The organism is Cellulosimicrobium sp. 72-3 (genome assembly GCF_013127315.1).
In the GTDB taxonomy this organism is placed as follows: Bacteria; Actinomycetota; Actinomycetes; order Actinomycetales; family Cellulomonadaceae; genus Cellulosimicrobium; species Cellulosimicrobium funkei.
Window position 1 is genome coordinate 2246566 of record NZ_CP053419.1, and the last position, 25467, is coordinate 2272032.

21 protein-coding genes and 1 tRNA gene are annotated in these 25467 nt (G+C 74.5%); 1 reads left to right on the forward strand and 21 read right to left on the reverse strand.

Annotated elements, in window-relative coordinates:
• Positions 1-58: 58 nt before the first annotated feature.
• Complete coding sequence (locus tag HKK73_RS10210) at positions 59-679, reverse strand: ANTAR domain-containing response regulator (RefSeq protein WP_044144409.1); 621 nt, start codon at positions 677-679, stop codon at positions 59-61.
• Positions 680-869: 190 nt separating this feature from the next.
• Between HKK73_RS10210 and HKK73_RS10215 the strand changes: the two genes are divergently transcribed.
• Positions 870-943, forward strand: a tRNA-Leu gene (locus tag HKK73_RS10215).
• A gap of 33 nt (positions 944-976) precedes the next feature.
• Here the strand turns inward: HKK73_RS10215 and HKK73_RS10220 are convergent.
• The 20 genes from HKK73_RS10220 to HKK73_RS10315 form a co-directional block, all read right to left on the reverse strand.
• Positions 977-1801 (reverse strand): alpha/beta fold hydrolase, encoded by an 825-nt coding sequence (locus tag HKK73_RS10220; RefSeq protein ID WP_171467933.1) that lies wholly within the window; start codon positions 1799-1801, stop codon positions 977-979.
• Positions 1802-1976: 175 nt separating this feature from the next.
• Positions 1977-2333: a hypothetical protein gene (locus HKK73_RS10225; RefSeq protein ID WP_171467934.1), complete on the reverse strand. Its 357-nt coding sequence runs from the start codon at positions 2331-2333 to the stop codon at positions 1977-1979.
• A 58-nt stretch (positions 2334-2391) separates the two neighbouring features.
• Positions 2392-3258 (reverse strand): nucleotidyltransferase domain-containing protein, encoded by an 867-nt coding sequence (locus tag HKK73_RS10230; RefSeq protein ID WP_171467935.1) that lies wholly within the window; start codon positions 3256-3258, stop codon positions 2392-2394.
• A gap of 157 nt (positions 3259-3415) precedes the next feature.
• Positions 3416-4846, reverse strand: a complete 1431-nt coding sequence (gene pyk, locus HKK73_RS10235) for a pyruvate kinase (protein ID WP_021480418.1) — start codon at positions 4844-4846, stop codon at positions 3416-3418.
• A gap of 112 nt (positions 4847-4958) precedes the next feature.
• Complete coding sequence (locus tag HKK73_RS10240) at positions 4959-6425, reverse strand: glutamate synthase subunit beta (RefSeq protein ID WP_034651002.1); 1467 nt, start codon at positions 6423-6425, stop codon at positions 4959-4961.
• Complete coding sequence (gltB, locus tag HKK73_RS10245; RefSeq protein WP_061267745.1) at positions 6418-11001, reverse strand: glutamate synthase large subunit; 4584 nt, start codon at positions 10999-11001, stop codon at positions 6418-6420. The genes HKK73_RS10240 and gltB overlap by 8 nt, the downstream gene beginning before the upstream one ends.
• A gap of 139 nt (positions 11002-11140) precedes the next feature.
• Positions 11141-12154, reverse strand: a complete 1014-nt coding sequence (lgt, locus tag HKK73_RS10250) for a prolipoprotein diacylglyceryl transferase (protein WP_085387877.1) — start codon at positions 12152-12154, stop codon at positions 11141-11143.
• Positions 12151-13053, reverse strand: a complete 903-nt coding sequence (gene trpA, locus HKK73_RS10255) for a tryptophan synthase subunit alpha (RefSeq protein ID WP_081895742.1) — start codon at positions 13051-13053, stop codon at positions 12151-12153. Before trpA ends, lgt begins: the two co-directional genes overlap by 4 nt.
• A complete protein-coding gene (trpB, locus tag HKK73_RS10260; RefSeq protein ID WP_043651228.1) occupies positions 13050-14306 on the reverse strand; it encodes a tryptophan synthase subunit beta in 1257 nt (418 codons plus the stop codon). The genes trpA and trpB overlap by 4 nt, the downstream gene beginning before the upstream one ends.
• A gap of 139 nt (positions 14307-14445) precedes the next feature.
• Positions 14446-15258, reverse strand: coding sequence for an indole-3-glycerol phosphate synthase TrpC (trpC, locus tag HKK73_RS10265; RefSeq protein WP_043651188.1), 813 nt, complete (start codon positions 15256-15258; stop codon positions 14446-14448).
• A 186-nt stretch (positions 15259-15444) separates the two neighbouring features.
• A complete protein-coding gene (locus tag HKK73_RS10270; protein ID WP_051027455.1) occupies positions 15445-15876 on the reverse strand; it encodes a DUF2752 domain-containing protein in 432 nt (143 codons plus the stop codon).
• Between the two features lie 12 nt (positions 15877-15888).
• Positions 15889-16446 (reverse strand): DUF4190 domain-containing protein, encoded by a 558-nt coding sequence (locus HKK73_RS10275; RefSeq protein WP_171467936.1) that lies wholly within the window; start codon positions 16444-16446, stop codon positions 15889-15891.
• Positions 16443-16718 (reverse strand): HGxxPAAW family protein, encoded by a 276-nt coding sequence (locus HKK73_RS10280; protein WP_228075274.1) that lies wholly within the window; start codon positions 16716-16718, stop codon positions 16443-16445. Before HKK73_RS10280 ends, HKK73_RS10275 begins: the two co-directional genes overlap by 4 nt.
• 86 nt (positions 16719-16804) lie before the next feature.
• Positions 16805-17446, reverse strand: coding sequence for a Trp biosynthesis-associated membrane protein (locus tag HKK73_RS10285; RefSeq protein ID WP_051027460.1), 642 nt, complete (start codon positions 17444-17446; stop codon positions 16805-16807).
• Complete coding sequence (locus HKK73_RS10290; RefSeq protein WP_034650999.1) at positions 17443-19020, reverse strand: anthranilate synthase component I; 1578 nt, start codon at positions 19018-19020, stop codon at positions 17443-17445. Before HKK73_RS10290 ends, HKK73_RS10285 begins: the two co-directional genes overlap by 4 nt.
• Positions 19017-19484 (reverse strand): phosphoribosyl-AMP cyclohydrolase, encoded by a 468-nt coding sequence (hisI, locus tag HKK73_RS10295; protein WP_051027462.1) that lies wholly within the window; start codon positions 19482-19484, stop codon positions 19017-19019. Before hisI ends, HKK73_RS10290 begins: the two co-directional genes overlap by 4 nt.
• Positions 19485-19568: 84 nt before the next feature.
• Entirely contained in the window at positions 19569-21461 is a 1893-nt protein-coding gene (locus HKK73_RS10300; RefSeq protein ID WP_171467937.1) for an ABC transporter ATP-binding protein, read from the reverse strand.
• Positions 21458-23365: an ABC transporter ATP-binding protein gene (locus HKK73_RS10305; RefSeq protein ID WP_171468737.1), complete on the reverse strand. Its 1908-nt coding sequence runs from the start codon at positions 23363-23365 to the stop codon at positions 21458-21460. The genes HKK73_RS10300 and HKK73_RS10305 overlap by 4 nt, the downstream gene beginning before the upstream one ends.
• A gap of 252 nt (positions 23366-23617) precedes the next feature.
• A complete protein-coding gene (hisF, locus tag HKK73_RS10310; protein WP_043651192.1) occupies positions 23618-24388 on the reverse strand; it encodes an imidazole glycerol phosphate synthase subunit HisF in 771 nt (256 codons plus the stop codon).
• A complete protein-coding gene (locus HKK73_RS10315) occupies positions 24385-25455 on the reverse strand; it encodes an FKBP-type peptidyl-prolyl cis-trans isomerase (protein ID WP_253705613.1) in 1071 nt (356 codons plus the stop codon). Before HKK73_RS10315 ends, hisF begins: the two co-directional genes overlap by 4 nt.
• Positions 25456-25467: the final 12 nt, after the last annotated feature.

Consider the following 25467-nt stretch of genomic DNA (forward strand, 5'->3'; position numbering starts at 1 on the left):
CCCGTGACAAAGGTCCTGATCAGGACCCCCGCGCGGCGCACCGGGCGCGGCGGGCGGCTCAGGCGCCGCCGACCTGCTCGATGACGGCGTCCGCGACCTCGCGCATCGTGAGGCGGCGATCCATCGACGTCTTCTGGATCCAGCGGAACGACTCCGGCTCGGACAGGCCCATCTTCGTCATGAGCAGGCCCTTCGCGCGGTCGACGCGCTTGCGCGTCTCGAAGCGCTCCGCGAGGTCGGCCACCTCGGACTCGAGGGCCGAGATCTGCGAGTAGCGCGAGATCGCGATCTCGACCGCGGGCAGCAGGTCCGCCGGGGTGAACGGCTTGACGACGTACGCCATGGCGCCGGCGTCGCGCGCCCGCTCGACGAGCTCCGCCTGCGAGAACGCCGTGAGCAGGACGACCGGGGCGGCGTGCGCCTTGCCGATCTGCTCCGCCGCGGAGATGCCGTCAAGCTCGGGCATCTTCACGTCCATGACCACGACGTCGGGCTTGAGCTCGAGCGCCAGCTTCACCGCCGTCGCGCCGTCGCCGGCCTCACCCACGACGTCGAACCCGGCGTCCCGCAGCGTCTCGACGACGTCGAGACGGATCAGGGCCTCGTCCTCCGCGACGACGGCGCGGCGCGCGGCGCGACCCGACGGGGCGGGGGTGGCGGCGGGCTCGGGCTCGATCATCGGGGGCAGGTCGAGCGGCTGCTTGTCCTCGGGCTGCGCTGTCTGGTCACTCACGGGACTCATCGTAGTGCGCCGCACCGGGTGCCGCCCCCGCGTTTCACCCTCCGAGGAGTGTGATTCTCGTGAAGGCGCGCGCGTGTGGTTCGATGGTGCCCGCGCGGCGGAGCCCGGCTGGACACCTCCGCGCGCGGCCCCGGTAGCCCAACCGGCAGAGGCGTTCGGCTCAAACCCGATCCAGTGTGGGTTCGAATCCCACCCGGGGCACCCCTCATCTCGGCAGGCGTACGGTGCTCGACGTCACGGCTCCTCGCGGTCGAGGAAGTCCCGCGTCGTCGTGACGAAGGACTCCACGCTGGAGTACGGCAGCCCGTGCGGAGCCCCCGGGACCGTGACGAGCCGCCCGTCGGGCAGCGCGTCGACGAGTCGGCGGGCCCACGTCCCCGAGACGAGCGGGTCGCGGTCCCCGACGACCACGAGGACGGGCTGCGTGATGCTCTGCACCAGGTGGCTGACCTCGGCGCGGCGCGCCTGCTTCAGGGCCCGCACCGCCGCGACCGGACCGGCACGCAGGTAGTCCACGACGGCGATCGGCAGCAGCGACCACCTCTCGCGCGGGCCGTCGAGGAGCAGGCGCCACGCGCTCTGCCACCACCGGGGGTGCTCCGGGTCCCGGGAAGGGCCGACGAGGACGACCCGCCGGACCAGGTCGGGCCGCTCCGCGGCGAGATGACTGACGATCTGGCAGCCCAACGAGTGCCCGACGACGTCCGCGCCCGTCATGTCGAGCCCGTCCATCCAGCGGGCCACGACGTCCGCCATCTCGGCCATCGACGGCAGGTGCGGCGGGCGGCCGCTGCGCCCGACGCCCGGCAGGTCCAGTGCGGCGGTGCGGCGGTCCGTCCCGAGCCGGCGGACGCCCGGCTCCAGGTACCGGGTCGACAGCGCGAGCCCGTGCACGAGGACCACGTCCGCGGGTACGGCGCGACCCTCCGGGCAGTCCGTCCGGTCCGGCTCCGCCACGACGGAGTACACCCGCACCCCGTCGATCAGGTCGTACCGCTCCTGGAGGGCCGGAAGGACCGCGCTCCCCGAGGAGCGCCCGCGCCGGTGCGCTCGGGGCACGACGGACCTCGCTCTCCCACCGTCGACCGGTGGCTGGATGGTCAGCACCGAGCGGTCGCCGAGCGCTGGGCCACCAGGGTAGAGGGCGAGGACGAGCGGCGCCGCGGGACTCGGGACTCGGGACTGGGGACGGCACGGACGGACGACGGGCGCCGCGCGCACGAACCGGTGGTGTCTAGAGCTCGGGCCGCGCCGCGTCCAGCACGACCGCCTCGCGCGCGGCCTCCCGGGCGGCGGCGCTCGCGTCGCGCGCCGCCTGCCGGGCGATCGCCTCGTCGCCGAGGAGAGCGGCGGAGTGCGCGACGGTCGCGGACGTCAGCGCGTCCTGCGCGCTGCGTGCGGCGGCCTCCGCCACCTGCTGGACCTGCTCGCACACGGTGGCGGCCGCCTCCGCGGTCTCGCGCGCGTCGCGGCGCGCGACGAGCGCACGGAAGGTCGCCTCGCGCGAGGCGGCCGCCGCGCCGTCGGCGTCGGGGTCGCTCGCCGCCGCGTACAGGTCCTGGTCGACGTCCTCGATCTGGTCGCTGGTCACCCACGTGAGGGTAGGGCCGACCCGCCGCGCTCGCTCGAGCGAGGCGCGCGCCCGTCGGTCACCGCCACTCCCCCGACGCGGCGCCCGGCGCGCCCGCAGCCGTCGTCGACCGCGACCCCGCCGGGCCGTGCCGCGCGACCGCCGACCGGAAGAACTCCCCCGCCACCGAGCGAGCGGTCAGGGCCCCGGCCCCCGCCACCGTCACGGCCGCCGTGGCGGCGGCGAGCTCGTCGTCGACGAACCGGCGGAGCACGGCCGGGACGGGGCCCGCGCCCATCTCGCGCGAGACCGCCTTGAGCGCGACGAGCCCGGACGCCTCCTGCACCACCGCGCTCGGTGCCTCGCCCTCGTCGAGCAGCGTCGCGAGGCGCATGGGCGGGACGGCGTCCGGCCGCACGCGCAGCCAGCGCAGCGTCGCGGCCGGGCGCAGGACGTAGAAGAGCTTCTTGAGCGGCACGTCGTCCGCCGTCCACCAGCGCTCCCGCTGGCCGAGCGCGACGTGCAGGTAGTGGCGCCGCACGGTGTCGCGGTCGACGACCCGCTCGGCGAGCGCGAGCAGGTCCGCGCGGAACGCGGGGTCGCCGCGGTAGACGATCGGCGAGCGCAGCCACTCCAGCAGCGTCGCGTTCCCGCGCACGAGCAGCCGCACGGCCTTGACGAGGTCCCACCCGTTGACGTCCAGCACCGCGTCGAGCGGCGTCTCGACGACGTCGCGCCGCGGCCAGGGGTCGAGGTAGTCGGCCCCCGGGCGCACGTACACGAAGCGGCAGTCGTAGTCCGAGTCCGGCGACGGGAACCCCCACGCGCGGCTGCCGCTCTCCACCGCGAGCGGGACCGCGACGCCCTCGTCGCGCACGACGGCGTCCAGCCGCGCGTCGACCCGACGCACGACCGCGGGGTCCAGGGACGCAGGCACGGCTCGCATCCCGCGAGGGTAGGGGCGCGCCGGGGGCCGTGTCGCGGGCTTTCCCGCACCCGTAGGACGACCGACGGCGGCGCCCCCGCGCAGGGGGCGCCGCCGTCGGGCAGCACGAGCGCCCGTGGCGGGCGCGCGGCGTCAGCTCCGGTGAGAGCTCCGGACGTCAGTTCCGGGTGTCGGAGTGGTCGCCGATCTTGTGCACGAGGATCGAGTTCGTCGTGCCCGGCTGGCCCACGGGGGCGCCGGAGACGACGACCACGAGGTCGCCGACCTCGGCGAGGCCGTTGGCCTGCAGGGTCGTGTCGACCTGGCCGACCATCGCGTCGGTGTTCTCCACCTCGGGCACCTGGTACGTCTGGGTGCCCCACGTGAGCGACAGGACGTTGCGCACGTGCTCGCGCGGCGTGAACGCGAGCAGCGGGATGGACGAGCGCAGGCGCGACATGCGGCGCGCCGAGTCGCCCGACTGCGTGAACGTCGCGAGGTACTTCGCACCGAGGATCTCGCCGATCTCGGCCGCCGCGCGCGTGATGGCGCCACCGCGGGTGTGCGGCGTCGAGCCGAGCGGCGCGATGCGCTCGCGGCCCGCCTCCTCCGTCGCCTCGATGATCCGGGCCATCGTCTGGACCGTGAGGATCGGGTACTCGCCCACGCTCGTCTCGCCCGAGAGCATGACCGCGTCGGCGCCGTCGAGGACGGCGTTGGCGCAGTCGGACGCCTCGGCGCGCGTCGGGCGCGGCGAGTTCGTCATGGACTCGAGCACCTGCGTGGCGACGATGACGGGCTTCGCGTTGCGACGCGCGAGCTCGACGATGCGCTTCTGGACGAGCGGCACCTGCTCCAGCGGGAGCTCGACCGCGAGGTCGCCGCGGGCGACCATGACGCCGTCGAACGCGTCGACGATCTCGGCGAGGTTCTCGACGGCCTGCGGCTTCTCGATCTTCGCGACGACGGGGACCGTGCGGCCCTCCTCGTCCATGATCCGCTTGACGTCCTCGAAGTCCTTCGCGGACCGCACGAACGACAGCGCGATGATGTCCGCGCCGAGCGCGAGGGCCCAGCGCAGGTCGTCCTGGTCCTTCTCGGAGAGCGCCGGCACGGAGACCGCGACACCCGGGAGGTTCAGGCCCTTGTTGTTCGACACCGGGCCGGCGACCTCGACGCGCGTGACGACGCGCGGGCCCTCGACGGCGGTGACGCGGACGAGCACCTTGCCGTCGTCGATGAGGATCGGGTCGCCGACGCGGGCGTCGCCCGGCAGGCCCTTGTGCGTCGTGGAGACGAGCTCCTTGGTCCCGACGACGTCCTCGGTCGTGATCGTGAAGGTGTCACCCTCCTCGAGCCAGTGCTTCTCGTCGCCCGCGAAGCGGCCCAGACGGATCTTCGGCCCCTGGAGGTCGACGAGGACGGCCACGGAGCGCCCCGACTCGGCGGCGGCCTCGCGCACGCCGTGGTAGACGGCCGCGTGCTCCTCGGCGCTGCCGTGGCTGCGGTTGATCCGCGCCACGTCCATGCCCGCGTCGACGAGCGCGCGGAGCTGCTCCTTCGACTCGGTCGCGGGTCCGATGGTGCAGACGATCTTTGCTCTGCGCATATCTCCAGCCTCTAGTCTTCCGACCGGCCAGGAGCCGGTCGTCGCGGGGTGCCCCTCCCTAGGATGCCCCGCTCATCGTCCCGGCGCCGGACATCCGACGTCGGGGTGCACGTCAAGCGCGCAAGGACACGGTGTTCGCGCGCACGGGCGCGGGCAGCTCGGTCCCTCCCTGAAGGTAGGCGTCGACGGATGCCGCCGCCGCCCGCCCCTCGGCGATCGCCCACACGATCAACGACTGCCCACGACCGGCGTCGCCGGCCACGAAGACCCCGGGCAGCGACGACGCGAAGTCGTCGCCGCGCGCCACGAGGCCGCGCCCCGTGAGGTCCGCGCCGGTCTGGGTCGTGAGGGCAGCCGTCTCCGGTCCGGTGAAGCCCATCGCGACGAGCACGAGGTCCGCGGGGATCTCGCGCTCGGTGCCCTCCTTGGGCACGCGACGGCCGTCGGGCAGGTACTCGGTCTCCGCGACGCGCAGCGCGCGCACGGCCCCGTTCTCGTCGCCGAGGAACGCGACGGTCGACGCGAGGAACTCGCGCTCGCCGCCCTCCTCGTGGGACGAGGACACCTCGAACACGATCGGGTCGGTCGGCCACGGCTGGGTCGCGGACCGCTCGAGCGGCGGCTGCTTGCCGATCGCGAGCGTCGTGACGCTCGCGGCGCCCTGGCGCAGCGAGGTGCCGAGGCAGTCCGAGCCCGTGTCGCCGCCACCGATGACGATGACGTGCTTGCCGGTGGCCGTGATCTGGTCGGGCACCTCGTGCCCCGCCACGACCGCGTTCGCCTGGTGCAGGAAGTCCATCGCGAAGTGGATGCCGCCGAGCTCGCGCCCGGGCACCGACAGGTCGCGCGGCACCGTCGCACCGGTCGCGACCACGACGGCGTCGTAGCGCGCCCGCAGGTCGTCCCACGTGATGTCGACGCCGATCTCGACGCCGGGGCGGAACCGCGTGCCCTCGGCCTCCATCTGCGCGACGCGGCGGTCGATGTGGTGCTTCTCGAGCTTGAAGTCGGGGATGCCGTAGCGCAGCAGGCCCCCGACGGCGTCGTCGCGCTCGTACACCGCGACGGTGTGCCCGGCGCGCGTGAGCTGCTGCGCGGCGGCGAGCCCGGCAGGACCGGACCCGACGACCGCGACCGTGAAGCCCGTGAGCCGCTGCGGCACCTGGGGCGTGACGTACCCGCGCTCGAACGCCTCGTCGATGATCGAGACCTCGACGTTCTTGATCGTCACGGGCGGCTGGTTGATGCCGAGCACGCAGCTCGACTCGCACGGCGCCGGGCACACGCGACCGGTGAACTCCGGGAAGTTGTTCGTCTCGTGGAGGCGGTCGATCGCGTCGGCCCACTGCTCGCGGTAGACGAGGTCGTTCCACTCGGGGATGAGGTTCCCGAGCGGGCAGCCCTGGTGGCAGAACGGGATGCCGCAGTCCATGCAGCGGCCCGCCTGCTCCTTGAGGAACGGCTGACCCTCCTCGAGGTGCGCGTGCACGTCCTTCCAGTCCCGCAGGCGCACGGCCACCGGGCGGTTCGGCGGGAGCTCGCGCTCCCGCACCTTCAGGAATCCGCGGGGGTCAGCCACGGGCCACCTCCAAGATCTGGTCCCACACGCCGGGCGCGGCCGGGTCGAGACCGGCCGACTCGGCCTTCTCGAGCGCCGAGCGCATGCGGGCGAAGTCGGTCGGCAGGACGCGCGTGAAGCGCTGCACCGCCGTGGCGAAGTCCTCGAGCAGCTCGGCCGCGAGCGGCGATCCGGTCTCCTCGTGGTGACGGCGGACGAGCCGCTCGACGAGCGCGACCTCGGCGTCCTCGAGCGGGCTCAGCCCGAGCTCGCCGGTCGCGAGCGCGCTCGTGTTCACGGCGCTCTCGCGCAGGTCGAGCACGTACGCGGTGCCGCCGGACATGCCGGCGCCGAAGTTGCGCCCGGTCGGGCCCAGCACGACGACCGTGCCGCCCGTCATGTACTCGCACCCGTGGTCGCCCACACCCTCGACGACGAGCGTCGCGCCCGAGTTGCGGACGCCGAAGCGCTCCCCGACGCGGCCGCGCAGGAAGATCTCGCCCGACGTCGCGCCGTAGCCGATGACGTTCCCGGCGACGACGTTGCTCGACCCGGTGAGGACCGCGTTGCGGTCCGGCCGCACGACGATCCGCCCGCCCGACAGGCCCTTGCCGACGTAGTCGTTCGCGTCCCCGAACAGGCGCAGCGTGACGCCGCGCGGGAGGAAGGCCCCGAGCGACTGGCCGGCGGACCCCGTGAGGGTCACGTCGATCGTGTCGTCCGGCAGGCCCTCGCCGCGGAAGCGCTTGGTCACCTCGTGGCCGAGCATCGTGCCGACCGTGCGGTTGACGTTGCGGACCGGCAGCGAGATCCGCACCGGCTCACGCCGCTCCAGCGCGTCCTCGGCCAGCGCGACGAGCTGGTTGTCGAGCGCCTTCTCGAGGCCGTGGTCCTGCGTCGTCGTGTTCCGCAGCGACGCGCCCTCGACGGGGACGGGCTTCTCGAGGATGGGCGCGAGGTCGAGACCCTGCGCCTTCCAGTGGTCGATCGCCTGGCGCGTGTCGAGGTACTCGACGTGGCCGATCGCCTCCTCGATGCTCCGGAACCCGAGGCGCGCCAGGTACTCGCGCACCTCCTCCGCGATGAACTCGAAGAAGTTCACGACGAACTCCGGCTTGCCCGTGAAGCGGGCCCGCAGCTCCGGGTTCTGCGTCGCGACGCCCACCGGGCACGTGTCCAGGTGGCACACGCGCATCATGACGCAGCCCGAGACGACCATCGGCGCGGTCGCGAAGCCGAACTCCTCGGCCCCGAGCAGCGCGGCCACGACGACGTCGCGCCCGGTCTTCATCTGCCCGTCGACCTGCACGACGATGCGGTCGCGCAGGTTGTTCAGCACGAGGGTCTGCTGCGTCTCGGCGAGGCCGATCTCCCACGGCGTGCCCGCGTGCTTGAGCGACGTCAGCGGGCTCGCGCCCGTGCCGCCGTCGTGGCCCGAGATGAGGACGACGTCCGCGTGCGCCTTGGACACGCCCGTCGCGACCGTGCCGACGCCGAACTCGGAGACGAGCTTGACGTGGACGCGCGCCGCCGGGTTCGCGTTCTTCGCGTCGTGGATGAGCTGCGCGAGGTCCTCGATCGAGTAGATGTCGTGGTGCGGCGGCGGCGAGATGAGGCCGACGCCCGGCGTGGAGTGCCGGGTCTTCGCGACCCACGGGTACACCTTGTGGCCCGGCAGCTGACCGCCCTCGCCGGGCTTGGCGCCCTGGGCGAGCTTGATCTGGATGTCGTCGGCGTTCGTCAGGTACTCGCTCGTGACGCCGAAGCGGCCCGACGCGATCTGCTTGACCTTCGAGCGACGCTCCGGGTCGTACAGGCGCTCGGGGTCCTCGCCGCCCTCGCCCGTGTTCGACCGACCACCGAGGCGGTTCATCGCGATCGCGAGGGTCTCGTGGGCCTCGGCCGAGATGGAGCCGTACGACATCGCGCCGGTGTTGAAGCGCTTGACGATCTCGCTCACGGGCTCGACCTCGTCGAGCGGCACCGCGGGGCGCTCGCCCTCGCGCAGCTCGAGGAGGCCGCGCAGCGTCATGAGCCGCGAGGACTGCTCGTCCACGCGGTGCGTGTACTCGCGGAAGATGTCGAACCGGCGCTCGCGCGTCGAGTGCTGGAGGCGGAACACCGTCTCCGGGTCGAACAGGTGCTCCTCGCTGTCGCGGCGCCACTGGTACTCGCCGCCCGTGGTCAGACGGACGTGCGGGCGGTGGTTGCCGGAGCGCGGGTACGCGTCCACGTGGCGCGCCGCGACCTCGGCCGCGACGACGTCGAGCCCGATGCCGCTGAGGCGCGACGTCGTGCCCGTGAAGAACGCCTGCACGAGGTCGTGCGAGAGACCCACGGCCTCGAAGACCTGGGCGCCGCGGTAGGAGGAGATGGTCGAGATGCCCATCTTGCTCATGACCTTGAGGACACCCTTGCCGAGGCCCTTGATGAGGTTCGCGACGGCCTTGGCCGGGTCGACCGCGAGGTAGCCGCGGCGCGCGAGGTCCTCGACGGTCTCCATCGCGAGGTAGGGGTTCACCGCGGCGGCGCCGTAGCCGATGAGGAGCGCGACGTGGTGCACCTCGCGCACGTCCCCCGCCTCGACGACGAGCGACACCTGCGTGCGCGTGTGGCGCCGCAGGAGGTGGTGGTGCACCGCGCTCGACAGCAGCAGCGACGGGATCGGCGCGTGCTCGGCGTCCGAGTCGCGGTCCGACAGCACGATGAAGCTCGCGCCGGCCGCGACGTGCGCGTCGACCTCGGCGAAGATCTCCTCGAGCCGCGCGAGCAACGACTCGCCGCCGCCCGCGACGCGGTACAGGCCCTTGATCGTCACGGCGCGGAAGACGCCCGCGAGGTTCGGGTCCTTGTCGACGCGGATGATCTTCGCGAGCTGGTCGTTGTCGAGCACCGGGAACGGCAGCATGAGCTTGCGCGCGTGCTCCGGGGTGTCGACGAGCAGGTTCGGCTCGGGGCCGATCGCCCCGCCGATCGACGTGACGAGCTCCTCGCGGATCGCGTCCAGCGGCGGGTTCGTGACCTGCGCGAACATCTGCGTGAAGTAGTCGAAGAGCAGGCGCGGGCGCTTCGCGAGGACGGCGATGGGCGTGTCCGTGCCCATGGCGCCGAGGGGCTCGGCGCCCGTGTTGGCCATCGGGGTGAGGATGACCTTGAGCTCCTCCTGCGTGTACCCGAAGGCACGCTGGCGGCGCTCGACCGACGCGGGGCTGTGCGCGACGTGCTCGCGCTCGGGGAGCTGGTCGAGGTAGACCGCGTTCTCCGCGACCCACCGCGCGTACGGGCGCTGCGCCGCGAGCTGCGACTTGATCTCCTCGTCCTCGATGATCCGGCCCTGGCCGGTGTCGACGAGGAACATGCGGCCCGGCTCGAGACGGCCCTTGCGGACGATCGTCGCGGGGTCGAGGTCGAGCACGCCCGCCTCGCTCGCGAGCACGACGAGGCCGTCCTCCGTGACCCAGTAGCGCCCGGGGCGCAGGCCGTTGCGGTCGAGGACCGCGCCGATGAGGGTGCCGTCGGTGAAGTTGAGGCACGCGGGGCCGTCCCACGGCTCCATGAGCGTCGAGTGGTACTCGTAGAACGCGCGCAGGTCCGGGTCCATCTCGGCGTGGTTCTCCCACGCCTCCGGGACCATCATGAGCACGGCGTGCGGCAGCGAGCGGCCCGACAGGTGCAGCAGCTCCAGCACCTCGTCGAAGCTCGCCGAGTCGCTCGAGCCGTCGGAGCAGACCGGGAGCAGCGGCGCGAGGTCGCCGAGGGCGTCGCTCGCGAGCGTGCCCTCGCGCGCGGCCATCCAGTTCCGGTTGCCGCGCACCGTGTTGATCTCGCCGTTGTGCGCGATCATCCGGAACGGCTGCGCGAGCGGCCAGGACGGGAACGTGTTCGTCGAGAACCGCGAGTGCACGAGCGCGATCTCGCTCGCGTACCGCGGGTCGGACAGGTCCGGGAAGAACGGCTCGAGCTGCGCCGTCGTGAGCATGCCCTTGTAGGTGAGCGTGCGGGCCGACAGCGACGCGAAGAAGAGGCCGAGCTCGTTCTCCGCGCGCTTGCGCAGGCGGTACGTCCGGCGGTCGAGGTCGACGCCGGCCAGCTCGCGCGACGGGTCGGCCACGACGACCTGACGGAACAGCGGCATCGAGGCGCGCGCGCTCGGGCCCACGAGGTCGGCCGTCACGGGGACGTCGCGCCAGGCGAGGACCTCGAGCTTCTCCTCGGCGGCGATCGCCTCGACCGCGCGGGCCGTGGTCGCGGCCGCCTCGGGGTCCTGCGGGAGGAACGCCATGCCGATGGCGTAGTGCCCGGCGGGCGGGAGCTCGGCGTCGACCACGTCGCGCACGAAGGCGTCGGGGATCTGCGTGAGGATCCCCGCGCCGTCGCCGCTGTTCTCCTCGGCGCCCACCGCGCCGCGGTGGTCCAGGTTGAGCAGGGCCGTGAGCCCCGCGTCCACGATGTCGCGTCCGGGCGTGCCGCGGAGCGTCGCCACGAAGGCGACGCCGCACGCGTCGTGCTCGGCGGCGGGGTCGTACAGACCGGATGCCGTGGGAGGGGCGGACAGGGCGGGTGCCCGGTGCGCGTCCCGATACTGCGGCGTGGTCATCAACACCGTCCTCACAGGCGCCCGACCGAGACGGCCGGGCTGGTTCCAGCTGGGGGGGTTCGGGACGTCGTCGGCCCTGGTGGACATGACGGAACCACCGGGCGGTCGCCCGGCGGATTCGCCGTTAAGTGACGGAGGCTCAGCGACCGGGGTCTGGTCGCGCGGCATCTGCCTGCTCGGACTCCTCCGAGTCGTCGGAGTCCGCGGTCTTCTCGGGGTCCGCGGCGTCGGTCGACTCCTCGACCGGCTCCGTGGGCTCCGTGGCGGGCGCCTCGCCCGGCGCGTCGAGGGACACCGTCTCCTCGCGCCCGGGGTGGCGACGCCCGACAACGATAAACGCTACCAACGCACCGACACCGACCAGGATCGAGGTCCAGACGTTCAGCCGGAGACCGAGGACGAGCTCGGCCTCGTCGATGCGCAGCATCTCGATCCACACCCGACCGAGCGTGTAGACGAAGACGTAGAGCCAGAATACCCGACCATGACCGAGCCGGAACCGACGGTCCAGGTAGATCAGGAGCAGGGCAGCGGCGATGTTCCAGACCATCTCGTAGAGGAACGTCGGGTGGAACAGCGTGCCCGGCGGGTAGCCGGCCGCGGCGGCGACCGAGTCGTCGACCCGCAGGCCCCACGGCAGCGTCGTGGGCGAGCCGAACAGCTCCTGGTTGAACCAGTTGCCGAGGCGGCCGACGGCCTGCGCGAGGAGCAGCCCCGGGGCGAGCGCGTCGGCGAACGCCGGGAAGCTCACGCGCTGGCGACGGCACCCGATGTACGCGCCGACCGCGCCGAGCGCGACCGCGCCCCAGATGCCGAGGCCGCCCTCCCACACGTACAGCGCGCGGACGGGGTCCCCGTTCGGGCCCCAGTACGGGTCGGGCGTCGAGAAGACGTGGTAGAGCCGCCCGCCGACGATCCCGAACGGGACCGCCCAGAACGCGATCTCCAGGACGTCGTCGGCCTCTCCCCCGCGCTCCACCCAGCGACGCCGCGTGAGCCACAGGGCGACGCCGATCCCGGCGAGGATCGCGAGCGCGTAGGCGCGGATCGGGAACGGCCCGAGGTACCAGGTGTGCTGGGGCGGGCTCGGGATCGCCGCGGGCAGGACGCCCGCGGCCTCCACGAGCTGCCCGACGGCGAGCGCGGCGCTCATGCGACCACCCCGCCGGGCGCCGTCGTGCCGGGCTGCTCCTGACGGGCGGACCGCACCCCGGCCGCCAGCGAGGCGGCGACCGTACGGAGCGCGGCGAGTCGCTCGTCCCACGGGGCGTCGCCCAGCAGGGGCCGGACGAACGCCGAGCCGACGATGACGCCGTCGGCGTAGCGCGCGACCTCCGCGGCCTGCTCGGCCGTGGAGACGCCGAGGCCGACGCAGACGAGCTCGGCGCCCGCCGCGCGCGTGTCGGCGACGAGCCGCGCGGCCTGGGGCCCGACGGCGGCGCGCACGCCCGTGACGCCCATCGTCGAGGCGGCGTAGACGAAGCCGCGCGACGCGCGCGCGGTGAGCCGGAGGCGCTCCGGCGTCGAGCTCGGCGCGACGAGGAACACGCGGTCGAGACCGTGCGCCTCGGCGGCGTCCAGCCACGCGCGCCCCTCGTCGGGGACGAGGTCGGCCGTGATGAGCCCGGCTCCCCCGGCCGCAGCGAGGTCGCGCGCGAACGCGTCGACGCCGTAGCGCAGCACGGGGTTCCAGTACGTCATGACGAGCACCGGCACGCGCCCGCCCGTGCGCTCCGTGACGGCCGCGACGACGCGGAAGACGTCCGCGACGCGCGCGCCGCCGTCGAGCGCCGCCTGGGCCGCGGCCTGGATCACCGGGCCGTCCATGACGGGGTCCGTGTACGGGATGCCGAGCTCGAGCACGTCCACGCCCGAGTCCACGAGCGCGAGCGCCGCCTCGACGGAGCGCTCGACGGTCGGGAAGCCGACGGGCAGGTAGCCGACGAGCCCCGCGCGGCCCTCCGCGCGCAGCTCGAGCAGGCGGCTGGCGGTGGCCGACGCCGTCCCCGGCGTCGACGCCCCGGGTGCGTCCTGGGTCTGGGCGGCGCTCACAGCTGTCCCTCCGTGCCCGTCGCCGTCTCGGCGATCGCGTCGTCGTCCACGAGGTCGAACCACCGGGCGGCGGTCGCCACGTCCTTGTCCCCGCGCCCCGAGAGGTTCACGAGGATCACGTGGTCGGTGCGGCCCGCGGCCGCGGCCTCGCGCCCGATCCGCAGCGCGCCCGCGAGGGCGTGGGCCGACTCGATCGCGGGGATGATCCCCTCGGTGCGGCACAGCAGCCGGAACGCGTCCATCGCCTCGGCGTCGGTCACGGGCAGGTACGTCGCGCGGCCGAGGTCGTGGAGCCACGAGTGGGCCGGCCCGACGCTCGGGTAGTCGAGACCCGCCGACACCGAGTGGCTCGGCAGGGTCTGGCCGTCCTCGTCCTGGAGGAGGTACGAGCGCGCGCCGTGCAGGACGCCCGGCGCGCCGCCGCTGAAGCGGGCCGCGTGGCGGCCCGTCTCGATGCCCTCGCCCCCGGCCTCGAAGCCGAAGAGCTCGACGCCCTCGTCGTCGAGGAAGGCGTTGAAGAGCCCGAGCGCGTTCGAGCCGCCGCCCACGCACGCGGCGAGCGCGTCGGGCAGACGCCCGATGCGGTCGAGGATCTGCGTGCGCGCCTCCTCGCCGATGACGCGGTGGAACTCGCGCACCATCTCGGGGAACGGGTGGGGCCCGGTCACGGTGCCGAGCAGGTAGTGCGTCGTGTCGACGTTGGCGACCCAGTCGCGCAGCGCCTCGTTGATCGCGTCCTTGAGGGTGCGCTGGCCGATCGTCACGGGGACGACCTCGGCGCCGAGGAGGCGCATGCGCGCGACGTTCAGCGCCTGGCGCCGCGTGTCCTCCTCGCCCATGTAGACGACGCACTCGAGGTCGAGCAGGGCCGCGGCCGTCGCCGTCGCGACGCCGTGCTGGCCGGCGCCCGTCTCGGCGATCACGCGCTTCTTGCCCATGCGCTTGACGAGCAGCGCCTGGCCCAGGACGTTGTTGATCTTGTGCGAGCCGGTGTGGTTGAGGTCCTCGCGCTTGAGGAACACGCGCGAGGCGCCGGCGTGCTCCGCGAAGCGGGGCACCTCGGTGAGCGGGCTCGGGCGGCCGGTGTACTCGCGCTGCAGGCGCGCGAGCTCGGTGACGAACGCCGGGTCGTCGAGCGCCTTGCGGTACTCGGTCTCGAGCTCGTCGAGGGCGGCGACGAGCGCCTCGGGCACGTAGCGCCCGCCGAACTCGCCGAAGTAGGGACCCTCCTGGGTCGCGAGGGAGCGCGTCAGGTCGGCGCGGACGGAGTGCGCGCCGCTCGGAGGGGTGGTCGATGGTGTCGAGTCGGGCACGGGGCCGGTCCTCCTGCGTGGTGGGGTGTGCTGGGCCGGGGCGCGGCGCCTGCGACGTGACGGACGGTGCCGTCGTGCCTCAGGGCCGCACGGACCACAGCGACGGGTGCGACCCGGCCGCGACGAGGTCGGCGACGGACGAGCGCGGCGCGTCGTCGGTCACGAGCGCCTCGCCGACCAGCACGGCGTGCGCGCCGGAGCGGGCGTAGTCCATGACGTCGTGCGGCCCGCGCACGCCGGACTCGGCCACGCGGACGACCTCGTCGGGGATCGCGGGCGCGAGGCGCGCGAAGGTCGTGCGGTCGACGTCGAGCGTCTTGAGGTCGCGCGAGTTCACGCCGACGACCCGCGCCCCGGCGTCGAGCGCGCGCGTCACCTCGTCGAGCGTGTGGACCTCGACGAGCGCGGTCATGCCGAGCGAGTGCACGCGCTCGACGAGCGACGTGAGCACCGTCTGCTCGAGCGCGGCGACGATGAGGAGCACGATGTCCGCGCCGTGCGCGCGCGCCTCCCACACCTGGTACGGCGTCACGACGAAGTCCTTGCGGAGCACCGGGACGTCGACCCGCGCCCGGACGGCGTCGAGGTCGGCGAGGCTCCCGTTGAACCGCCGCTGCTCGGTGAGCACCGAGATCGCGGCCGCGCCGCCCTTCTCGTACTCCCCCGCGAGCTCGGCCGGGTCGGAGATGGACGCGAGCGCACCCTTGCTGGGGCTCGACCGCTTCACCTCGGCGATGACGGCCACGGCGTCGTCCGCCTTGAGGCGGCTCACGCACTCGAGCGCACCGGGGACGCGGGCGGCTCGTTCCTTGAGCTCGTCGAGCGAGGTCGTCGCCTGGCGTGCCGCGAGGTCCTCGCGCACACCCGCGACGATGTCGTCCAGCACCGTCATCGTCCCACCACTCCCCGTGTCGTCCCGCCCCCTGCCGGGCCGGTCGGCCGGCGTGCACCCACAGGTTCGGGCCGACCCGTTGACAGGGAGGTACCTGCCATCGTAGAGCCGCCCCCGAGTGACGATGACCACGGCCCAGCCCCCGAGACGCGCGCGGCGCGGCCGGTCGCGGTCACGGCCGCCGGCTCAGGCAGCCACCGGGCCGAGCCACGGGACCAGGGCGGGCACGTTGCGCAGCACCCCGAAGAGCACGAGCACGGCGAGCGACGTCCACGCCACCCCCGCGGGCACGCGCGGCGCGGGACGGCCGCGCCAGGCACGGACGAGCCACAGGCCCCACAGCACGACGAGCAGCGGCGCGACGACGACCCACAGCGGGTTCATGGACCAGGCCGCGGCGAGGTCGAGGTGCACGAGGTCGTGCGTGGCCCGCAGGCCGCCGCACCCGGGGCACGCCAGGCCCGTCAGGGCGAGCAGCGGGCACGTGACGTAGTGGCCCGGGCGGTTCGGGTCGACGGCGCCCACGTACGCCGTCGCGGCGGCGACGAGCGCACCGACGGCGAGGGGCGCCACGGCCTCGCGCGGCACCCGCCGTCGGCGCACCGCCTCGGACGTCACGTGACCGCCCCGTCAGTACTGGTCGGGGATCGTGCCGACCCAGGCGAGGACGGCGGGGAAGAACACCAGCAGGAGCAGCAGACCGATCGCGGACAGGCCGATCGCGACCCAGCCGAGGATGATCCCCGCCGTCGCCATGCCGTCGTTGTCCGCCTGGCCCTCCGCGACGGCACGCTTCGCCGCGTTGCCCACGATGACCGCGGGGATGCCCGTGAAGAAGCCGCAGCTGAGCACGAACGCGGCGATGCCCAGGACGAGCGACCAGATCGCGAGGTTGTTCTTCGGGTAGTACGGCGGCGGCGCGTACGCGCCGGCCGGGTACTGCAGACCGGGGTACTGCTGGCCCGGGTACGCCTGCGCCGGGTGCTGCTGCTGGCCCGGGTACGGCTGGCCGGGCTGCTGCTGGCCCGGGTACGGCTGGCCGGGCTGCTGCTGACCGGGGTAGCCCTGGTCAGGACCCTGCGGGCCGGGGTGCTGCGCGCCGCCGGGCACCGACGAGCCGTACGGCGCCTGCGACCCGTCCTGCGGGGGCGTGGCGTCGTGCGGGCCCGGTTCCGGCGGCTGCGTCACCGCGCGTCCTGCTTCTTCTGCCCGTAGCCCATGTTGCGGAGCACGAGGCCGCCGACGAGCGCCACGGCCACGACGCCCATGCCGACCCAGAACAGCCAGACGGCGGCGACCACGACACCGATCGCGGCCACGAGGGCGCCGACCATGATGCCGATCATGGTGAACCACGCGGCGACGGTGTGGCCGTGGTTCGTGGGCGGTGCCGCGGGCGGCAGGTAGGCGATCTCGGTGGTCTGCTGGTTCTCGGCCATGAGGGTCGTGCCTTTCGTCAAGATGTGGTCAGAGCCTATCGGACCGGGCCGGGGCCCGTCCCGTCGCGGGACGTCGGCGGACGTCGCGTGGGACACGTCCGCGCTGCTCAGCGGTCCGTGGGGTCCTCGCCGCGGGACAGCGCGTCCCACGCGTCGTGGTCGGAGACGTCCGCGGCGTCGGCGGGGCCCGCCGCGCCCGCGACCTCAGGCGTCCCGTCCGCGGGCGTGCCGGCTGCCGTCGCGGGGACCGCCCCGGCCCGCTCGTGCCGCGTCGAGGCGCTCGCCCACGACCGCGCGCCGAGCGCCACCCACACCACCACGAGCACGGTGAGCACGCCGAGCACGGCCGCCACCCAGGGCGCCGCGGTGAGCTCGACCGGTGCGGTCAGCTCCGTCACGCCCGTCGCCTCGGCCACCGCCGACCGGGCGGTCGGCTCCGGGTCGATCGCGACGCTCAGCGCCGACACCGTCGCGACGACGCCGCTCGCCGCCGCGACCGCCAGGACGACCCACCGGCCGACACGTCCGACGAGGCCGAGCGCGAGCGCGGCCGCGACGAGCACGAGCGCGGCCGCGCTCACGCCGGGTGCGGCCGACGTGCCGGCCACCGCGACGTCGACCTGCGGGTCGAGCGCGGTGGCCCCCGTCGTGCGCAGCCACGTGGGCACGGCCGCCGCGAGGGTCGCGCCCCCGAGGAGCAGCAGGACCCAGATGGCCGTGCGGCGGGCCGGGCCGCCCGGTCGGCTCATGCGAGCCCCCGCAGCCGCGCCGCGACCTGCACGGCGCGGACCGCCGCGGCCGCCTTGTTGCGCGACTCCGCGTACTCGAGCGCCGGCACGGAGTCGGCGACGATCCCGCCCCCGGCCTGGACGCTCGCGCGCCCGTCGCGGATCAGCGCCGTGCGGATGGCGATCGCCATGTCCATGTTCCCGTCGAAGTCGAAGTACCCGGCCGTCCCACCGTAAATCCCGCGCGAGGCGGGCTCGAGCTCGTCGATGAGGGCGATCGCGCGCGGCTTGGGCGCGCCCGAGAGCGTCCCCGCGGGGAACGTGGCCCGGAAGGCGTCGAGCGCCGTCGCGCCGTCGCGCAGCGTGCCGACGACCGTCGAGCACAGGTGCATGATGTGGCTGAACCGCTTGGTCGCCATGAACTCCACGACCTCGACCGACGTCGGCTCGCAGACCTTGACGAGGTCGTTGCGCGAGAGGTCGACGAGCATGATGTGCTCCGCGAGCTCCTTGGGGTCCTCGCGCAGCTCCTCCCCGAGCGCGACGTCCTCCTCGGGCGTCGCGCCGCGCGGCCGCGAGCCCGCGATGGGGAACGTCGTGACCCGCCCGTCCTCGACCTTGACCAGCGTCTCCGGGCTCGACCCGACGACCGCGAAGTCGCGCCCGTCCGCGTCCGTGAGCTGGAAGTAGTACATGTACGGGCTCGGGTTGATCGTGCGCAGCGCCCGGTAGACGTCCAGCGGGTCCGCCGGGCAGTCGAGGTCCAGGCGCTGCGAGAGGACGACCTGGAAGACCTCGCCCTCGCGGATCGCGTCCTTGCCCGCCACGACGGACGCCTCGAACTCGTCGCGCGTCGAGCGGAACTCGAGCTCCGGCTCGACGGCGTCCGCGGCCACGACGGACACGACGTGCGCACCGCCCGCGACGAGGCGTGCCTGCATCGCGTCCAGGCGCCGCACGGCGTCGGCGTACGCCTCGTCGACCCGCTCGTCCGTGTCGTCGAAGTTGATCGCGTTCGCCACGAGCCACACGCTGCCCTCCGCGTGGTCGACGACCGCGAGGTCCGTCGCGAGGCACAGCGTGAGCTCCGGGACGCCCAGCTCGTCGGGCGCGTGCGCCGGCAGCGTCGGCTCCCAGTGCCGGATGACGTCCCACCCGATCGCCCCGGCGAGCCCGCCCGTGAGCGGCGGGAGGCCGTCGACCGCGGGCGTGCGCAGCACGTCGAGCGTCGCCTCCAGCACGTCGACCACGTCGCCCTCGCGCGGGACGCCCGCGGGCACGTCGCCCGACCAGACCGCCCGGCCGTCGCGCGCCGTGAGGGTCGCGCGGGACGCGACGCCGACGAACGAGTACCGGGCCCAGCGCCCGTCCGACTCCGCGGACTCCAGCACGAAGGTGCCGGGCCGACCCTGCGCGAGGGTGCGGTAGAGCCCGACGGGCGTGACGTCGTCGGCCAGGAGGCGCCGCACGACCGGGACGACCCGGCGGGAGCGGGCGAGCGCGCGGAAGCCGTCGAGCACGGGCCACGTCGTGCCCCACGCGGGACCGCCCGCAGGGACGGTGGTGGTGCCGGCCGGGTCGACGGTCGTGCTCACTGGTTCTCCTCCTCGGGGTCCGGTCCGACGGCGGGCGCGGCCCCGGCGTCCGGGGCACCGGGCGCGGACGGCAGCTCGCCGACGACGGCGCCCAGGTCTCCCCCGGCCTCGAAGCACGTGCGCGTGCCCGTGTGGCACGCGGCGCCGACCTGGTGCACGCGCACGAGGAGCGCGTCGCCGTCGCAGTCGAGCGCAACCGAGCGCACCACCTGGACGTGGCCCGACGTGTCGCCCTTGCGCCAGTACTCCTGGCGCGACCGGCTCCAGAACGTCACCCGGCCGGTCGTCAGGGTGCGGTGGAGCGCCTCGTCGTCCATCCAGCCGAGCATGAGCACCTCACCGGTGTCGTGCTGCTGGACGATCGCGGCGACCAGTCCGGCGTCGTCGCGCTTGAGCCGCGCGGCGACCTCGGGGTCGAGCGCGGACGGGGCCGTGGTCTGCGGGCCGGTCGTGGAGTCGGGCACCCGAGAATCCTGCCAGACGCCGGGCCGCCGCCGGTCCCCCGTCTCGCCCAACCCGGCGTGACGTCGGTCGCCCGACCGGGCAGGTCAGCGGGTCTGGGAGACCCAGGCGTCGTGCATGCGGGCGTAGACGCCGCCCGCGCGGGCGAGGTCGTCGTGGTGGCCCACCTCCACGACGTGCCCGGCGTCGACGACGACGACGAGGTCGGCCGCCTCGGCCGTGGAGAGGCGGTGCGCGATCGTCAGCGTCGACCGGCCCGCGGTGAGCGACGCGAGCGCCCGCGCGATCCGGACCTCGGTCGCCGGGTCGACGGCGGACGTCGCCTCGTCCAGGACGAGCAGGTCCGCCTCCGCGAGGTACGCCCGGACGAGCGCGACGAGCTGTCGCTCGCCCGCGGAGAGGGACTCGCCCCGCTGGCCGACCGAGGAGTCGAGCCCGTCCGGCAGGTCCGCGACCCAGTCGTTGAGGCCGAGCCGCTCGACCGCCGCCTCGATCCGAGCACGACGCGCGGCGGCCGGCTCCTCCTCGGCGGCGCCCCGGAGCCCGTAGGCGACGTTGTCGGCGAGCGTCCCGTCGAACAGGAAGCCCTCCTGGGGCACGAGCACGACCCGCTCGCGCAGGGACGCCACGGACAGGTCGCGCAGGTCCGTGCCGTCCAGGAGCACGCGCCCGCCCGTCGGGTCCATGAGCCGCGTGACGAGCTTCGCGATCGTCGTCTTGCCCGAGCCGGTCGCGCCGACGACGGCGACCGAGGCACGCGCCGGGAGGTCGAGGTCGACGCCGTGGAGCACCTCGGGCCCGTCGGGGTAGGCGAACCGGACGCCCTCGAGGCGAACGTGGGCCGGGCCGCGCGGGCTGCGCACGCCGTCGGGGCCCTTGTCGACGACCTCGACCGGCGTCTCCAGGACCGCGAGGACGCGGCGCCAGCCCGCCACGGCGTTCTGCAGCTCGTTGAGGATCTCCGTCGCCATCTGGACGGGGCCGGTGAAGAGCTGGACGAGGAAGAGGAAGGCGAGGAGCTGGCCCACCGAGATGTCGCCCGCCACGCCGAGCAGCGACCCGACGACCACGACGACCGCGAGCACCAGGTTCGCCACGAGCACGCCGCTCGAGAACACGACGGCGACGAGCTTCTGCGCCCGGACCATCGCGCGCCGCGTCGCGTCGACCGCGGCGTCGATGCGGCGGGCCGTCCGGGCCCCGGCGCCGTACGCGCGGATGGTCTCCGCGCCGACGACGGACTCCGAGATCGCGCCGAGCATCGCGCCGACCCGCGCGCGGACCTGGGTGTACGCGTCGTTGACCCGCGACTGCGCGGGCCGCAGGACGAGGAACAGCGGCACGAAGCACGCCCACACCACGAGCGTGAGCTGCCACGAGTACACCGCCATGAGCGCCGTCGCGACGCCGATCTGCAGCACCGAGACGAGCAGCATGATCCCGCCCCACTGCACGAACAGCGAGATCGTGTCGACGTCGCTCGTGACGCGCGAGACGAGCGACCCGCGCCGCTCGGAGTTCTGGGTGAGCACCGACAGGTCGTGCACGTGCCGGAAGGCGCGCACGCGCAGCGCGGCGAGGCCCGCCTCGGTCGACCGGAACAGGCGCACGTTGACGAGGGCCGAGCACAGCCCGGCGAGGACGAGGACCCCGGCGGCGACGCCCACGAGCACCGCGACGCGCGTCGTGTCCGGACCGCCGTCGGCGAGCACGCCCGTGTCGATGGTCTGCTGCACGGTCACGGGCACGACGACCCGGCCGAGCGCGGCGGCGACGGCGAGGCCGAGCGTGACCCAGATGCCGGCCAGGATCTGCGGCGAGACCTGCACGCCGCGACGCAGCGTCGCGAGGACGCCCAGGGAGCTCGCCGAGGCGATCCGCGCGTCGCCGGTGCGGCCGTCGGCGGCACCGCCGTCGACGGCGAGGCCCGTGCCCCGGCGGGTCGACCGCCCGGGTCGTTCGGTCGTGGTCCGGGTCATTCCTCCAGCGCCCCCGTCTCGACGTGCCGCACGACGTCGTCCTCCTCCGTCTCCTCCTGGCGCGCGAGGTCGTCGTCCCGGCGACCGTCGCGGACCTGGTCGTCCTCGCCCGCCTCGCGCACGGAGTCGTCCGTCGCGTCGGCGCGCTCGTTCTCCCGGCGCTCCGCCTCGCGCGCGTACGCGGTCGCGAGCTCGCGGTACCCGGGATCGCGGGCGAGCAGCTCGTCGTGCGTCCCGACGTCCACCACCCGCCCCGACTCCACGTGCACGACGACGTCCGCGAGCGCGACGCTCGACATGCGGTAGGCGACCATGACGACCGTCGGGCGGTCGTCGCCGCCCCGCGCGACGCCCGCGAGGATCTCCTGCTCGACCCGTGGGTCGACGGCCGAGGTCGCGTCGTCGAGGACGAGCAGGCGCGGACGCCGGACGAGCGCGCGCGCGATCGCGAGACGCTGGCGCTGGCCGCCGGACAGGTTGGCCCCCCGCTCCCCGAGCGGGGCGTCGAGGCCCTCCGGGAGCCGCTCGACGACGTCGTCCACGCGCGCGAGCCGCAGGGCCGCCCAGACCTCCGCGTCGTCCGGGCCGGGATCGCCGTCGTCGACGAGCGTGACGTTCGCGCGCACGGTGTCCTCGAACACGAACGCCTGCTGCGCGACGAGGGCGACCTGCGTCGTGAGGTCCGCCTCGCGCACGTCGCGCACGTCGGTGCCGTCGAGGAGCACGCGCCCGCGCGTCGGGTCCGAGAGCCGCGCGAGGAGCGAGACGAGCGTCGTCTTGCCGGCGCCCGTCGGGCCCACGACGGCGACCGTCGTCCCCGGCGCCACGGTGAGGTCCACGCCGTCGAGCAGCGTGAGCTCGCGGCCGCCCGCCCGGACGTCGACACCGACGCCCTCGAGCCGCACGCCCACCCCGGCACCGGACCCGGTCAGGGCCGTGGTCCCGGGACGCAGCACGCCGCCCGCGTCGACGACGCGGCTGATGCGCTCGTACCCGACGAGCGCGCGCGGGAGCTCGCCGAGGACCCAGCCGAACGCGCGGACCGGCACGGCCATCACGGTCAGGAGGTACGCGGCGGTGATGATGTCGCCGGGCGCGACGTCGCCCGCGGTGAGGCGCACGGTCCCGACGCCCAGCACGAGGAGCGTGCCGAGCGACGGCAGGAGCTCGATGACGGGGTCGAAGAACGCGCGCACGACGCCGACCCGCACGTTCGCGGCGCGCAGCTCGTCGGTGCGCTCGGCGAAGCGGCGCTCCTCGCGGTCCGCGGTGCCGAGCGACGTGACGAGGAGCGCGGCCTCGAAGCTCTCGTGCGCGACGTCGGACACCTCGGCGCGCAGCTGCTGCGCCCGCGTGATGGCGGGCGACATGTAGCGCTGGAACACGATGTTCACGGCGACGGCGACCGGGATGACCACGAGCGCCGCGCACGCGAGCCAGACGTCCACCCGGAAGAGCATCACGGCGGCGACGCCGATCATGACGACGACGCCCAGCGCGAACGGCAGCGGGTTGAAGACGCCCGTCGCGGCCTCGACGTCGGAGTTCGCGTTCGACAGGAGCTGCCCGGCCGGGTGCGAGCGGTGCCACGACATCGGCAGGCGCAGGTACTGGCGGGTCACCGCGGTGCGGTGGCGCGCCTGCAGCGCGGCGTACCCGTTGCCCGCGAAGATGCGCCGCGCGGCGACGCTCACCGCGAGCGAGAGCGCGATCCCGGCGAGCACGAGGCCCGCGACCCAGATGCGGCCGCGCGCGGCCTCGTCGCCCGCGAGCGCGGGCACCACGACCTCGTCGGTGACCCGGCCGACCGCGCCGCTCACGGCGACGGTCAGCGCGCCGAAGAGCGCGGAGGACCCGATCGCCAGCACGTACGTGCGGGGCTCGTCGCGGATGCCGCGCCCCATGAGCGCGAGCGAGCGGCGGACGCGGGAACCGGTGAGCGCGTGCGGTCGCCGGACCGACGGCTCGGCAGGGAGCCGGTCGCGGGGGCGGTCGTGCCGGGCGGCGGTGGCCGGCGGGTCGGTCGGGGCGGGCGGGGCGTCGGCGCCGGTGGGGCGCGTCCTGCTGCCGGGCACGGGACGGTCCTCGTCTTTCGTTCAGGGGGTGGCCCGATCCTCTCACGGGCTCCCGACACCGCCGCCGGGCGTCCGCGCCGGTCAGCGCACCTGCACGCCCTCGGCCCGCATCGCGTCCTTCACCTGACCGACGGTGAGGGCGCCGAAGTGAAAGACGCTCGCGGCGAGCACCGCGTCAGCCCCGGCGCGCGCCGCCGCCACGAAGTGCTCGGGCGTCCCCGCCCCGCCGCTCGCGATCAGCGGCACGCGCACCTCGGAGCGCACCGCGGCGAGCATCTCGAGGTCGAACCCGGCCGTCGTGCCGTCCGCGTCCATCGAGTTGAGCAGGATCTCGCCCGCGCCCAGCCCCGCGGCGCGCGACGCCCACTCCACGGCGTCGATCCCCGTGCCGCGACGCCCGCCGTGGGTCGTCACCTCGTAGCCGGACTCCGTCCGCACGTCGCCGGTCGTGCGGCGGGCGTCCACCGAGAGCACGAGCACCTGGCTGCCGAAGCGGTCCGCGATCTCCGCGATGAGCTCCGGGCGGGCGATCGCCGCCGTGTTCACGCCGACCTTGTCCGCGCCCGCGCGCAGGAGACGGTCCACGTCGTCCGCCGAGCGGACCCCGCCGCCGACCGTGAGCGGGACGAAGACCTGCTCGGCGGTCCGCCGCACGACGTCGTACGTCGTCTCCCGGTTGCCGGAGGACGCGGAGACGTCGAGGAACGTCAGCTCGTCGGCGCCCTCGGTGTCGTAGCGCGCGGCGAGCTCGACGGGGTCGCCCGCGTCGCGCAGGTTCTCGAAGTTCACGCCCTTGACGACGCGTCCCGCGTCGACGTCGAGGCACGGGATCACGCGGATCGCGACGGTCATGGGGAGTCTCCTCGGTCGGCCGGCGCTCCGCCGGTCGTGTCGGTGCCGGTCGTGCCGGTCGTGTCGGTGCCGGTATCGGTGCCGGCTGTGTCGTCGGCCGTGCCGGTGTCGCCCGCGCTCTCCTCGGTCACGGGGAACTGGGCGTCGAGGATGTCGACGACGTAGACGAGCGTCTCGCCGGCCAGCGGGTTGGCGGTGGCGCCGTAGGCCAGGTCGGGCGGCACGACGAGGAGCACCTGGCTCCCCACCGACTGCTCGAGGAGCCCTTGCTCCCACCCCTCGATGACCTCGCCGATACCGATCATCACCGACAGGGGCGCCGCGCCGTCCGTCCACGTCGAGTCGAAGACCTCGCCGTCGGACCAGCGCACGCCCGAGTACCGGACGGTGACCACCTGACCGACCTCGACCTGGCGCCCGTCGCCGCGGACGAGCGGCTGCACCACGAGGCCCGCGGGCGCCGCGGCCTCCGACGGGACGGTCACGCTCGGTGCGCCCTGCTCGTCGAGCGTCACCGTGGGCAGGCCCTCGACCGGCTCGACCGGCTCCCCGGACGCGCGCGTCGGCAGGACGTCGACGACGAGGGCGACGGGGACGCCGTCGTCCACCTCGAGGCGCAGCAGGCGCGCTCCCACGCGCTGCCCGCGCAGGAGGTCGCGCAGCTCGCGGCCGACGGACTCGTCGGTCAGCGTGCGCCAGCGCGGCGCGTCCGTGTACGTGTTCTGCAGGACGGTGCCGTCGCGCAGGTCCTCCGCGTAGAGGTTGAGCAGCAGCGGGCCGCCGTCGACGAGCTCCGCCCCGGCGCCCGGCCACACGACCTCCGACCGCGCGTCCGGCACGTCGAGCGGCGCGCGGTACTCCAGCGCGGGCGGGGCGCCGGACGAGCCGGCGACCGTGAGGTCGGTGTTGAGCGGCGTCTCCGTCGCGTCCTCCGGCTCCGTGCACGCACCGAGCACGAGCGCCGCGAGGAGCGCCACGAGCAGCACGAGCGCGGCCCGGGACGCGGGCGCACGACGAGCGCGCCGGACGCCCCGAGGGCGCCCGGCCGCGAGGGCCAGGTTCGTCACATCACGTCCTGC

Bases quoted from the DNA above. Each gene is read 5' to 3' on its own strand.
- HKK73_RS10210 (WP_044144409.1), bottom strand. From the start codon at position 679: ATGATCGAGCCCGAGCCCGCCGCCACCCCCGCCCCGTCGGGTCGCGCC.
- HKK73_RS10230 (WP_171467935.1), bottom strand. From the start codon at position 3,258: ATGCGAGCCGTGCCTGCGTCCCTGGACCCCGCGGTCGTGCGTCGGGTC.
- pyk (WP_021480418.1), bottom strand. From the start codon at position 4,846: ATGCGCAGAGCAAAGATCGTCTGCACCATCGGACCCGCGACCGAGTCG.
- gltB (WP_061267745.1), bottom strand. From the start codon at position 11,001: ATGACCACGCCGCAGTATCGGGACGCGCACCGGGCACCCGCCCTGTCC.
- lgt (WP_085387877.1), bottom strand. From the start codon at position 12,154: ATGAGCGCCGCGCTCGCCGTCGGGCAGCTCGTGGAGGCCGCGGGCGTC.
- trpC (WP_043651188.1), bottom strand. From the start codon at position 15,258: ATGACGGTGCTGGACGACATCGTCGCGGGTGTGCGCGAGGACCTCGCG.
- HKK73_RS10285 (WP_051027460.1), bottom strand. From the start codon at position 17,446: ATGAGCCGACCGGGCGGCCCGGCCCGCCGCACGGCCATCTGGGTCCTG.
- HKK73_RS10300 (WP_171467937.1), bottom strand. From the start codon at position 21,461: ATGACCCGGACCACGACCGAACGACCCGGGCGGTCGACCCGCCGGGGC.
- HKK73_RS10305 (WP_171468737.1), bottom strand. From the start codon at position 23,365: ATGGGGCGCGGCATCCGCGACGAGCCCCGCACGTACGTGCTGGCGATC.
- hisF (WP_043651192.1), bottom strand. From the start codon at position 24,388: ATGACCGTCGCGATCCGCGTGATCCCGTGCCTCGACGTCGACGCGGGA.